This window comes from Paenibacillus sp. JZ16 (genome assembly GCF_015326965.1).
In the GTDB taxonomy this organism is placed as follows: Bacteria; Bacillota; Bacilli; order Paenibacillales; family Paenibacillaceae; genus Paenibacillus_AQ.
The window spans coordinates 5,926,805-5,939,576 of the sequence record NZ_CP017659.1 but is presented as its reverse complement, the minus strand read 5'-3'; the positions used below and the strand labels follow the sequence as shown (position 1 = coordinate 5,939,576).

The following is a 12,772-nucleotide window of genomic DNA, read 5'->3' as shown; positions in this document are numbered from 1 at the left end:
GATGCGGATCGGGTCATATTCCATACAGATATGGCTTCTCCGCGCATCAGCTTGTTCTCCACTCTAGCTCTACAGTCGTTACTTGCGTCTTATGCCTGCATCCCTGTCAGATACAAGGCCGCTCAGCCTTTCAGATCCGGAAGCTCATCCAGCGTGACCGTAAACGGATGATGATAGGTTCGGATCAGCTGCTGCTCGTCCGTATACTCTTCTGAATACCTCCGTTTATTTCCTTCTTCTGTGAACACGAAGTTTCCATACCACGTGCAATTCCATGCCCACGGGCATCCGTCCTCCAGCATGAGATCGGGGTCGGGAATGACGCCGTTCTCGGTCAGCGCAATGATTTTTGCCGTATCCGTATACGATAAAGCCGTGCGGAACCGCTCAGATTGCGAACCGTAATCCCGGGCAGGCGGGTAAATGTCCTCTCCGATGATATCGACGTAGGAATCGCCCGGATACCAATCTTTATGCTGCCCGTTCCATACCCAGATGAGGTTGTTCAATTCGTGGTGATGCGTCATGCGTTCGTACATCAGCTTCCAGAGCGCGATGCAAGGCTCGGGGCCTTTGGCCCCCCACCAGAACCAGCCTCCCGAAGCCTCGTGCAGTGGTCTCCACAGCACCGGAATGCCGGCATCCTGCAGACGCTTGAGCTCGGCAGCGATAGCATCGATATCCCGGATGATAAGGCCGTACTCTTCAGATGAAGGCTCCGCCATCGCCTGTGCGATATCAAAGGTTGTCGCATTGGTGTAAAAGCCTCTGCCCCAGGTCCGATCCGGCGGCAAATCCACCAAATCCTTCGGGGCGTTCCAGTGCCAGCAGAAGGTCACGATCCCGCCGCGATTCCACCACTTCATCGCCAGATCCGTGTCCTGACACTCGGCTCCGCGCTCCACCCGTGAAGGCGAGTAATTCATGAAATCGAATCCGCCGACGGCAGGGTATTTCCCCGTGACCTCGTGGATCATGTCGAACTCCGGCGTGGATACAACGCCAATCTGCTGCCCTGTCAGCATCCGTTTGCCATAGATGCTGCACAAATACTCCATTAGCCGTTTGGCTTGATCGGAAGCGGCCGGGTTGATCAGGTCCGGCTGGACCTCAAAGCGGGTGCTGCTTGCTTTTGTCATGCGATTCACTCCTGTCCTGTAAGTTCTTATTAGGTGAAGGTTGCCGCCCGCAACAAAGCACAAGACTTATCCTCCGACACGGCATTCTATCCTGCGAGATGATATCGATCCTTCGGCGATGCACCTGTCCTGCAGCAGCTTTTACCCGACAACTCCGGTACGCTCCACGCTCTCCACAAAGTGGCGCTGCACGAACAAATACAGTCCAATAAGAGGTAGAATGGCCAGCAATATCCCCGTATCTACCACGAGTGCCACGTAGTTCGGATCGGCTTTGGCCGATGAACCGAGTCCCATCAGCGCCGGGAGAAACTGGTTCGCGTCCGCAGGCAGGGAAGCGATCTTCAGCGGCATCAGCGACTGCTCACTCATAAAGAGCGAAGTATAGAAGGTGTCATTATACTGCCAGACGAACGAGAACAGGGTCACCGTAATAAGCGGCGGAATCGCATTGGGAAGCATGATCGCAAAAAATGTCTTAATCCCGCCTGCACCGTCAATCAGCGCAGCTTCCTCAATCTCCTTCGGGAGCCCCCGGAAAAATTGACGGAAGATATAAATGAACAGTCCGGCTTTAAGCCCGGTGGCCGTAGCCGAAGTAATAATCGAGGGCCAGTAGCTGTTCAGCAGGTTAACACCTTCTTTTCCGGTAAACAAATGAACCAGCCCCAGAATTTCAAAGCTGCGAAAATGCAAATACATCGGTACCATCAGCGTGCTCATCGGAATCAAGATTGTCAGCACGACTAGGCCGAACAGCAGGTTGCTTCCTGGAAAGGTGAACCGGGCAAAGCCATATCCGGCAAGCGCGGTCGACATCGTGGTCAGCAGCATCGTGATGAATACGTAAATCATCGTGTTCAGCAGCAGCGGCCAATAATCCAGCAGGTCGAGCACGAGCTTGAAGTTATCCAATGTGAAATGCACCGGAATCATATAAATCGTTGGATTATAAATATCCTGTTTGTCTTTAAACGCCACAGAGAACTTGGAGATGATCGGATAGATGATGATGAATGTAATGCCGATGATCAGCAGGTAGCGGAACACCGCCCACAGAATAGGCAGCGCCTTGTTCTTGAACCGGTTCATTCGTTCCTGAGCCGTTTCGTCCGAGCGATCCCGAATCGATGCCATACGGACCTCCTTTTTTCCTGTACCGTCAGGAATCTCTTAGCCATTAGTTTTGATAAAAGGTTTTCCTTGAGACGATGATCCCCATAATAATCAGCAGCAAGCTGATAACGATGGTATACAGCCAAGCCATCGCGGCACTGAGCCCGAAATTCTGCGTTTTGAAAGCCGTCTCGTATATCGTCCGGGTCACAGTGCTGTCCGCGAACGAATCGATGATGGTATAAATCATGTTTGTCAGGATGAGCGGACTGACCATCGGAAAGGTAATTTTCCAGAACGATTCATAAGCGGTAGCCCCTTCGATCTTCGCGACCTCGTACATTGAACCCGGGACGGCCTGCAAGGCGGCAAGAAAGATCAGAATCTGAACACCCGAGCTGCTGATAATATCGTAGATCCTCATGACCGCCCCGATAATATACTCGGTTACGGTAAGGGGAAATCCGGCCTCGGATAAAATGCGCACCATCGACAGCACATTGAATTGCCCGGAAGCTTGCCCGAGCTCCTCCGCCACCGTAGCATTTCCGACCAGATTAATCAGACCGGAAGTTTCCGCTGCGGAAATTGCGCCTGACGCCAGGATGACCGGCAGGAAGAATATCGCCCTTGCTAGGGCTCTCCCCCTGAATTTCTGATTCAGCAGAATGGCGGAGAACAAACTGAAGAACAAGATCAGCGGAACGTCCACCACCATGCCCAGTATCGATTCCGTCAAGATCCGGTTGAAATTCGCGTCCACGAACAGCGCCGTGTTGAAATTGCTCCATCCAACCGACTCCAGTTCATAGCCTGTGGGGGAAATGTTCAATTTACTGAAGCTGAACAGGATGGACTGGAGCAAAGGTCCGGCAAACAAAAAGATGAAACCGATCAGCCATGGTGCGATGAAAAGGAGACCGAGCATGGATCTTTTCTGAGTCAGGGACAATCTTATTTTCATGCCCGGCCACCCCCTACAGCATAATTTTGCGGCTCCACAAGGACCCCGTTAACATCGACGGCTTGATCGGTATAATTGATCAAAATCGACGTGCCGTTCTCGTACCTCACTTCGACCACGCCGCTTTCATGCCGCTTATGCTCCACCATCCGCTGCGTCCGGAGCGGCGCCAGCACCTCATTCAGCTCCTTGTACAAGGAAACCGCTTCTTCGAACCAATCCTTGTAATGGGTGGAGTACATGTCATCAAAACGCGTGTACTTCAGCTTCGAGCTTTGTTCATATGACCACAGGAAGTGCGGAGCTGATCCGGATTCCAGTGACTGCAGAAGCTGCTTGCGTAAATTTTGCTCATTCAGGTTATTGACTGCTGCCCCCGCATAATCCAGGTATCCGTGAATGACCATTTGATAAAAGGGGACTTCCTCATCCGTCAGCCCGAATCCGCTGCTCGACGTCGGTGCATCGATCACGTGGCTGGCATAAGCCCAGCTGTATGCATTGGCGCCGGAAATCATCGTATCCGGATAGACCTCATGCAGCTTCTGCAGCTGATCGGTCACGATAAGCTTCGCGGTTTCACGGAAAACCACCCGCTGCACCCGGTAATCCGAGCTCAGAACATCGCCCAGGTCCCGCAATGACACAGCCCCGATGCCAAAACGTTCATATTGCCCCGCGAATCGGTCCACGTAATAGGGAAGCTTCGCCGGCGACATGAGATTGTACGTACCGTAATAAGAATCCATCCGGTTCATGTTCCGGTCATACGGATGCAGCGCTGCCGTTTCCCTGGTCACGAAACGGGATGCATCGGATGACGGCGTGAACGCCCCATCGTCATGGTAGACGTGCTGAAAGGCAACATCCGGATACAATCCGCCGCCGGAATCCTTCAATAGCTGGAATAGGGCCTTCAGCTCCGCTGTGCTTCCAACCACGCGATCGGCCTTTACCTTCACCGGGGTTTTGTGATGGACGCCTTTGCCGAACCAGCCGAGGTAACGCATTCGGAGATTGGCGATGCCCTCGCCATTCAGAAGAGCAGCGATCTCCCCTGCCTGCTCGAAGGTGGTCATCGAGACGACGGCATCATAAGGTACGCCCAGAAAAGATCTCCGTTTATCCACGCTGCCCAGCATATCCAGATAGAACGGGATCCCCTCGTCTTCTTCCAGTGGAGTCAGCTGGTTATCCTCCACGAGCGTTTGCTGATACAAGCGCGCCATGCCCGAGTAGCTGGCCTCATCACCCGACAGGAAGCTGTATCTAACCGCCAGATTGCCGCTGTAGAGCTTGTCATTCAGCAGCTGAATCTCCTGCACCGTACTGCCGGTGTAAAGCTCCAGCATATCCTCGCCGCGAACGGCAAAGCTGCTGAATGCATGATTGTACGAGTTCTGCTTCCCTGCGATGTCAGCGGACACGCTCGCGATGGCGTCGCCTTCTTCAATCACGGCAAACCAGCCGCGATCACCGCTCTTCATACCGAACACGGGCATCCGCGCCTGCTCCGCCACCTGCCCGCGGCTGCCGCTGTTATTATTCGGATCGGTGCCGTATATCCGCTGCACGTACTGCTCTTCCTTCACTTTGCCGTTATTCAGCTTAATGAGACTGCCGCTGCCGTCCGGGACCAGCATATATCCCTGTTCCTGCGAGCCGGCCGCGCCAAAATAACGAAGCAGCTCCACGCTGCGCAGACGGTGGCTCTCGCTTTCCGTTACCTGGTCAAGCGGAATTGAAACGACCAGCGAATCCTCCTCCAGCCGGTATTCGAGCGGAATCTTGAACTGCGGTTTCGAAGAGGCACTAGCGGCGGCTCCTCCGCCCGCTTCGTTATCAAAGGCAAGATCCTCCGCGGTGTAGCCGGCCTGCTCGAACGCCCCCAGCATTTTTTTCAGCACCAGCTCTTTCTTGATCTGGTCATCCAATCGCTCCAGCATCGCCGGATTATCCTTCATGGGGTAATACCGGGCCTGCACATATCTCGCCAGCGACTCATCCAGCTTGCTGATCACCTTCTCCTGCAATCGGTCCTGTGAGATGTATTTCGGCAAGGCGTCGATTCCGAGCGACACATCTCCAAGCGTATACGTGACGCGAATTCCGTTGTCCAAGCTTTCCACCGTGTAGTTCCCGTTCATCACACTCCACGTATAGTTCGGATAGGTCTCAAGCGTGCCGATCGCATCCCGGAACGTCAGCGTCAATTGCGAAGACAGCACTTCCTTCTCAAACGGCGAGGCAATTCCATCCTCCATGCGGTCTGACGGATTGCTGTACCATATCGTATCGCTCTGTTTATCCCGTACCGCCACCTCGGTCGTTTCCGGATGATAATACAGAGCAAGCGCCGCCGTCTCCGCTACCAGATCCATACCGGCTACGCCGTCTGTCGAATCGTTCAGAAGGGTCAGCTCACCGCCCGGCGTCAACTCGGCTGCCGCGATTCGGTAAGCCGCCACGTCAACTGCCGGTGCTCCCCGATTCACGTAGATCAGAAAGCCCGCAGCCATGCACGTTATAACGGTACATGCAAGCACCGTGTACAGCCATTTTCTTTTTTCCACGGATGCGGCCTCCTCTATTGCCTGAATAGGATCTCTCGGTAAACGTTGACAACGAACGTGTAAATCTGCTGCATCATGCTCAGCACGAGCGTGCCCAGAAATACGATGATGCCCATTACGATCAGGGTCAGAAACATCGTGACGACCGTTTTGCCGGCCGAGTACTGATGAACCGTCATCGTGCCGACAAAGAGCAGCCCGATAAACCAAATCGCCGCAACCGTCGTAAACAGATAGTAGAACACGGTCTCTTCCTGCACCATAAACCGGCTCGCCAGCGTCAAGGGCGGATAAATCAGCACCATCGGAATCAGGGCATACGCACTGGCCATCACGATTTCTTTAAACTTCCCTTCCCCGCCCATGAGCGTGGTGACCGACCAGTTGGAGACGCACCACAGAAAGAACGGGAGCACGATAAAGATCAGTTCGTCGATGCTGCTCAGCGTCCGCGGATCATTGTAATTGACCAGAAATCCCGCATATTGCCGCTGCAAAATCATGGCCATGACCACAAGCACCAATACGACATAAGCAACCCCGAGACGACCTCTATTCTCGTACTTTAGATCCCAATATCCGTCGAAGGGGTGAACAATCAAATGAAGGGGGAATTTAAGATAATCCTGTTTCATGCTTCCCTTCCCTCCTCTGCTTTCGGTATCTCACCGTTCTATAGACCGCATAGAGCAGCACAACGCTGGTCCCAACCGATAAAATGGTGCCGAAATGCTCCTTCATGACCTCTCTGCGGTAGCGTTTATAAGCAACGGAATAATTTTTGCGGTCCATGCCTAACTCAAAATATCGAAGGGCTTCCTTGTTCTCCCCCTTCATGAGCTTCGCTTTCCCTATACCGATATAAGCGATGTCATAGTTGGCATTGAGCTGAAGCACGCGTTCCCAGTACCTTTCCGCCTCCGCGTCTTCCCCGCGATAATGGTGGCGCACGGCAAGGTTAACCTGTTTCCCGAACTCGGTTGGCTCGAACACGACAATGCTTGCCTTTCCCCGGTCCAGCACAAGCTGACGGTCTCCAAGCTGTTCAATCGCCGCCGGCGTCTTAAACACGCCCAGCTGATTCCCGATGCCGCCGTAGACATACAGCAGGTTTCCGGACTCATCATAGGTGAATACGCGTCCCTGAGTAGAGTCGAGCGCGCTGTAAATCCCGTCGCCAAGCACTTTAATATCAACGAACTTGGAGGGACCTACCGTTCTCCGATAATAAATATCCCCGGCAACCGGAAAGTAGCCAAAGCGTTTCAGCACATCCTCACCTGACGGATTAAGGCGTTTAATCGGCTCCTTGGACCCGACATCAATATTCGTGGCGTAAACGAATCCTTTGGCGTCGATATCCAGATTGGAGAATTCGGTCGGGATGAACAGTCTCATCTGGGCTTTTTGGGCACTCGTTGATACCAGTCGCCAGAAATAATCGCCATAATCGCGTTTTACCTTAATCGTTCCGACGTAACCGAGAAAGGTACCGTTCTCCTCAAACTGCATAATGCCTTCATAAATACCCCGGGCGACAACGAATACCCGCTTGGCTTCATCCACCGTTACTTTCAGCGGGATGAATTGAAAGCCTTGAGGCAGCACATCCGATTCCGGCTGCTCAATGATCCGGACAAGCGCGCCTTCCGCCGTTAATATGACAACCCGCTGATGGTCGGTATCAGCAACATAGATGTTCTCGTCCCCATCAATGAAGATGCCGGAAGGATTGGCAAAGCCGTCCTCTTTCCCTTCATTCATAAAGGCATCAATGACGCGAACGACATTCCACGCTTCATCGAGGCATACAATCCGTTTGTTGCCGCTGTCCAGCACGTAGATGTTCCCCGCCTCTGACACATGCATATCGCTGGGCTCCAAAAACTCCCCGATACCCAGATCTTTCCCCGTGACGGAGCGTACCGGCAGATAGGCTGCAGGCACGGCAACCGTTTCCTCCCAATAATTGTAGATATAGCTCTCATACGGAGCACTGGCGGATGCACTCCCCGGCATCATGCCGGTTAGCAGCAGGGAGGCCGCCGCGAGCGATAGCAACCATTTTTTCGCTGACATGTGATCCCCCTAATCCTTCATCCCGGATGTGGCCATCGTCTCGATAATCCGGCTCTGCGAGAACAGAAAGAGCACAATCGGCACACTCATCAGGATGACTGCCACGGCCGCGCCTGCGCCGGCCCGGGATATACCGCCCAGAATGATCTGATTGGACGCATAGTGCAGGGTCTTGAGCTGCTCGCTGTAAATAAAGCCGTTGCCATCGGTCCCCCATAGGATCTGGAACAGCAAAATAATCAAGGTAAGCCACGCCGGCTTCACGTTAGGCATCACGATGGACCAGAAGATCCGGTATTCGCTGGCTCCGTCGATCTTGGCCGCTTCAAGCAGGGCATCCGGTATCTGCTCCATGAACTGTTTCATCAGGTATAGGCCGAGCGAATAACCGAATGCCGGTATAATTACCGCCCAGTAGGTGTCGATCAGTCCCAGCCACGACAGGATCATATAGTTCGGCGTCGCCGTCACGACCGGCGTGAACATCAGAGACAACACCACGATTTGGAACAGAAAAACCTTGCCCGGAAACTTGTGCTTGGCCAGCGGATATGCCGCAGCGGAGGCAAAGATTACGTGCCCGACAATGCCAACGCCGGTAATGAATACCGTATTGAAGATATACCGCGAGAACGGTACCCAGGACTGACCGAGCAGGTTGATCAAATCGGAAAAATTATTCCACGTGGGATTGCGGACAAACAACGTGGGCGGGAACAAGAAAATCTCGTCCAGCGGCTTGAAGGCATTGTTGATGGCATACACCAAGGGCAGCGCCATGAAAGCGCCGAACACCGCCAGCAGCGCAAACAGGGAGAAGGTGCCCATGAAGGAGCGGTTTACCCGTTTGCTGCGCCCTTTAAGACTTACGTTCAGCAGGCGGCTGCCCCGTTTTTTTGGAAGTTCGTATGTAACCCTCATGCGTCTACTCACCTACCTTGCGCAGCAATTTTTGGACGATCAGGTTGGTTCCCACCATCAGAATGAACAGCACGGTCGCAATCGCCGAGGCAAAACCCATCTCGAAGCGCGTCGTGCCAAAATCGATGAGATGCGTTACGATCGTTTCCGCCGCATAATTCACACTCGGGAAACCGGCAAGCGCAATTGATACGTCGGCCACGGCAAACGATGTCGTAAGCTGAATGACCGCGCCGAACATGAGCTGCGGCCGCATCGAAGGCAGCGTAATGTACCACAGCTCCTGCCAACGGTTGCGGACCCCGTCCACGGCACCGGCTTCGTAGAGCGTTTTATCAACGGTCTGAAGACCGGCGATGAAAGCCAGGAAGCCGGTTCCGAGGCTGAGCCACAGCTGGACCAAAATGATGATCGGCATAATCAACGCTTCGGTCTTCAGCCATTGGATCGGCTCCAGGATGATGCCCAGCTTAATCAGCATGCCGTTCGCTATGCCGTAGCGGTCGCCCGAAAAGATCATCAGCCAGATGAAGTAAATGTTCCCGGAGATCGAAGGCGCATAGAAGATCAGAGTCATGAACGCCCGCAGCCGCGGACCCAGCTCATTGATGACCCACGCAAACAGGAAACAGGCCAAATAGCTGATGGGTCCTGTGATGGCGGCGAAGAGAAGAGTATTCTTCAGCGCAACCAGAAAGATATCGTCTTCCAGGAACAAACGCGTGTAATTATCCCAACCGACAAACCGCGGAAATTCCAGTATGTTGAAGTACGTAAAGCTGAGAATCATGGAAATAACGACCGGAAAAACGGTAAACAGCGTGAACAGGATCATATAAGGCGCAAGCAATATATAGGAATGCTTGCTGGCCTTGATCTCCGCCAGCTTCCGCTTCCACCATGATTGCGGCTTCACCGGGTGAACAGCGGCAGAGATCGTAACCTCAGGATCCTGAAGGCTGACATTATGCAATTTGGATTCCCCCTATCCCTGCGGCTCGCCGAATTCTTCTTGCTTGGTCCGGATTTCGTCGTGAATATACTGCACGGAATCCATCAAGGCCTCCCGCGGCTCGATGCCGCTGATCACCGCTCGGTAGAAGGCATTAAACAGATGTCTGCCCGTCGAATAGCCGCCTGGCACCTCCGGAATTCCCTGCACCCATTCAAATTGCGATTTCAAATTCTCATAATCGGCAACGGGCCACGGCAGACTGTCAAGCGCCTTAATATTCGCGGTCGGATACCGTGCCGCTGCGCCCATCAGGCCTTCCATCTCGCGGCCGAAGTTGGTCTGCGTTGCATCGCTGGTCCACCATTTCAGGAACTCCCAGGCCGCGTCCTTATCCTTGGCATCATCCAGCATCAGCACGGCACTGCCACCGCTTGGAACGGTGCGATCAATCGTGCCGTCCGCCTGAACGGTTCCCGGAACGGGCGCAAAGCCCCATACGCCACGAATTTCCGGCGCGAACACCGACAGCTGGTTATAGGTGGTGTAGTCGGAAATGCCGATCGGCATTTGTCCTGTACGGAACCGGTTCGCAAAATCATACTCCCGCTCCAGCTTGTAATCCGTGTAATATTCCGTCCATTGTTTAAAAGCTTCCAGCCCTATCTTGGAATCCAGATCCGATTCCTGGTTGTTGTTGCGGTAGAATTGCCCGCCGGATTGCATCAGGAGCGCCGCATACAAGGAATTCGGCGGCAGTGTAGTCCACTGATCCGGTGCCTGCGCCACAACGGGAAGACCGAATTGCATATGATTTTTGTTCAATACGGCAAGCAGGCTGGCTACATCGTTCCAGGTCTTCGGAACTTCAAGTCCAAGCTCCTCCAGCACATCCTTCCGGTAGAACATCATATTGAAGGTTTGCGTCTCGGGCAGCGCATACACGCCGTCCAGGTATCGGTAAGGTACCAAGGCGCTGTCCCTGAATCGGTCCGCTACCGAATCGAAATCATGGAATTGCGTCAGGTCTGCTGCCGCGTTCCGCATGGCAAAGTTCACCGGCAGATCATTACCGATCTGCATCGCGACCTCAGGTCCCTGTCCCGACAAAGTTGCGGGGAGCAGCGTCCCCATGTTGACCAGCTTCAGATTGACGTTAATGCCGGTCTCCGGCGTAAAGGTCTCGTCAATCATCGCCTTGATGGTATTGGCCTGATCGCGACCGCTGCCGATCCATACCGTGATCGAACGTTGATTCTTCGCATCCGCGACATTGCCAATATTGTTGTAATCGATGAAAAAGGAGCTGAAGAACGTCGACACCTCATGCTTCACCTTATCACCGGCACCCATCCCGCTCTTGGGCAGCTTGACATCGGCCGAGGCAACATAGAGGGCATCGATCTCGAGCGGCTGCTCCCTAGCCTGCTGCAGCCATGTTCCAAGTCCGCCGGTATTCGTCTTGTAAGCCTCCAGCCTGCGCGGAATCGTATCCGGCTTCGCGATCATCTCATCCAGCTGAAGCGCCATGGTCTTTAGCAGCGCCTCCTGATCGCCGGATTGTCCCGACAGTTCAACCAATCTGGCCGCGATGACTTTCAGTCTGTCGCTTTCGAATCGGAAGACTTCCAGCAGCTCCGGTATCCGCTGCTCCACGCGGTAATCGCGGAATTCATCCGGACTCGTGCCAGTGATCATCAAAATTTTGCGGTACATGGCATTCAGGTTCAGCAGACTGTCCTCCACCTCTTGAATGAGCGGAGCGAATTCACCCAGACTCGCCTCGAGGCGTAACACATGCTTACCTTGCTCCAACCGGAACAGATAGGGTTCATCGCCTCCAAGCACGTCCATGCGATATCCGTTCTTAAATTGGAACGGAACGTGGTTCATTTCTTCAAACGGAACCTTCCCGTCAATCGTCAGCCTTCTCGTCGTGTACATACCCCGCACAAAATTTTGCTGCGATTTGAATGCAATCTTGTAGAGCCCGCTCTCGGGTACATCCAGCTCCCATTCGATCCACTGCCCGGGCAGCCGCCAGTTCAAACCGCCAATGGTATTGATTCGGATCTTTGAGGCGCTGTAGGGACTGACGCTCGGACTCGAACGCTCGCTTAGCGGATACAAGGTCGGTGATGATTTGGCGACTGCGTCTTCACCCTGAATCGTAAGTAAAGTTCCTTCGGTTATTCGAGCACCTTCAGCCTCATACTGTTGATGCAGCTCGGCGTACGTCAGCGGGCGCTCCTGCTTGAAAAGCTTCAGCTCCCCGATCACCATCGGCTCCCTTGCTGCTGTAAGAGACACGGTATGCTCTCCTTTTTCAAAGTAAAAAAGAAACGGCTCCGTGATATATCCGTCCGCATCCTTCAGCACTGCCTCGACCCAGACCGGACGTTCGATTTGCTTCGGTCTCAGGTCATTGCCCTGGTTATCCTGATCGATGCCGTCCTTGGCGTTATCCCAGATCCGATCGAATTGCAAATAGCCAGCCTCTTGGAAGGGAAGCTTCCCGTCGATGCGGATGGAGCGCTCAATAGAGGAGCTCTTTCCTTCCACTGGATAATAGAGCAGAGACAGATTGTACATTCCCTCTTCCTCTACATGAACCTTCCATTCCACCTCCCCCTTCTCCCCCGTAAAAAGCGAGGTTCCAGGATGACCCTCATAGGCTTCCAGTCTGCGGAATTCCCCGCCGTCGGCACGACTGTATTCCGCCGCAGGAATCGTGATTACACGATCAGGTCGACTCTTTCCGTCATGATCCGACAAATACTGGGCATACGAAATGCTTTTTCCCTGCTGCGTGCTGAGTTTGACCAGCGATGCGGGACGTTCCAATGAAAGCTCTGTCCGGCTGTCTTCCGCCTTGATGCCGGATCCGGGTTCACTTCCCCCTCTATTAAAAAACAGAATCAAAGCGGCCATGACCGCCAAAAGAATCAATAGTCGATTCATCCATTTTTTTAGCTGCACATGAAGTGTCAATGTTCATCCCCCTGTTCAGGAGAAGGGGGCGCGGCTT

Annotated in this window: 9 protein-coding genes; all 9 read right to left on the bottom strand. The window is 53.6% G+C overall.

Going from position 1 to position 12,772, the window contains the following annotated elements:
- Positions 1-122 precede the first annotated feature (122 nt).
- Complete coding sequence (locus BJP58_RS26555; RefSeq protein WP_194541277.1) at positions 123-1,139, bottom strand: glycosyl hydrolase; 1,017 nt, start codon at positions 1,137-1,139, stop codon at positions 123-125.
- Between the two features lie 141 nt (positions 1,140-1,280).
- Entirely contained in the window at positions 1,281-2,276 is a 996-nt protein-coding gene (locus tag BJP58_RS26550) for a carbohydrate ABC transporter permease (RefSeq protein WP_194541276.1), read from the bottom strand.
- A 43-nt stretch (positions 2,277-2,319) separates the two neighbouring features.
- Entirely contained in the window at positions 2,320-3,219 is a 900-nt protein-coding gene (locus BJP58_RS26545) for a carbohydrate ABC transporter permease (protein WP_194541275.1), read from the bottom strand.
- Positions 3,216-5,792, bottom strand: coding sequence for a DUF5696 domain-containing protein (locus BJP58_RS26540; protein WP_194541274.1), 2,577 nt, complete (start codon positions 5,790-5,792; stop codon positions 3,216-3,218). The genes BJP58_RS26545 and BJP58_RS26540 overlap by 4 nt, the downstream gene beginning before the upstream one ends.
- A 14-nt stretch (positions 5,793-5,806) precedes the next feature.
- Positions 5,807-6,427, bottom strand: coding sequence for a Yip1 family protein (locus BJP58_RS26535; protein ID WP_194541273.1), 621 nt, complete (start codon positions 6,425-6,427; stop codon positions 5,807-5,809).
- The gene (locus BJP58_RS26530; RefSeq protein WP_194541272.1) at positions 6,408-7,871 is read right to left on the bottom strand and encodes a gluconolactonase; all 1,464 of its coding nucleotides are present in this window, start codon (positions 7,869-7,871) and stop codon (positions 6,408-6,410) included. The genes BJP58_RS26535 and BJP58_RS26530 overlap by 20 nt, the downstream gene beginning before the upstream one ends.
- 9 nt (positions 7,872-7,880) lie before the next feature.
- Positions 7,881-8,792 carry a carbohydrate ABC transporter permease gene (locus BJP58_RS26525; RefSeq protein WP_071221217.1) on the bottom strand — a complete coding sequence of 304 codons (912 nt, stop codon included), beginning with the start codon at positions 8,790-8,792 and terminating at the stop codon, positions 7,881-7,883.
- A 4-nt stretch (positions 8,793-8,796) separates the two neighbouring features.
- Positions 8,797-9,765 carry a carbohydrate ABC transporter permease gene (locus BJP58_RS26520; protein ID WP_194541271.1) on the bottom strand — a complete coding sequence of 323 codons (969 nt, stop codon included), beginning with the start codon at positions 9,763-9,765 and terminating at the stop codon, positions 8,797-8,799.
- A gap of 12 nt (positions 9,766-9,777) precedes the next feature.
- Positions 9,778-12,735, bottom strand: a complete 2,958-nt coding sequence (locus tag BJP58_RS26515) for an extracellular solute-binding protein (protein ID WP_194541270.1) — start codon at positions 12,733-12,735, stop codon at positions 9,778-9,780.
- Between the last annotated feature and the right edge of the window lie 37 nt (positions 12,736-12,772).

Coding starts and splice junctions, on each gene's coding strand:
- BJP58_RS26555 (WP_194541277.1), bottom strand. CDS start 1,139: ATGACAAAAGCAAGCAGCACCCGCTTTGAGGTCCAGCCGGACCTGATC.
- BJP58_RS26550 (WP_194541276.1), bottom strand. CDS start 2,276: ATGGCATCGATTCGGGATCGCTCGGACGAAACGGCTCAGGAACGAATG.
- BJP58_RS26545 (WP_194541275.1), bottom strand. CDS start 3,219: ATGAAAATAAGATTGTCCCTGACTCAGAAAAGATCCATGCTCGGTCTC.
- BJP58_RS26535 (WP_194541273.1), bottom strand. CDS start 6,427: ATGAAACAGGATTATCTTAAATTCCCCCTTCATTTGATTGTTCACCCC.
- BJP58_RS26530 (WP_194541272.1), bottom strand. CDS start 7,871: ATGTCAGCGAAAAAATGGTTGCTATCGCTCGCGGCGGCCTCCCTGCTG.
- BJP58_RS26525 (WP_071221217.1), bottom strand. CDS start 8,792: ATGAGGGTTACATACGAACTTCCAAAAAAACGGGGCAGCCGCCTGCTG.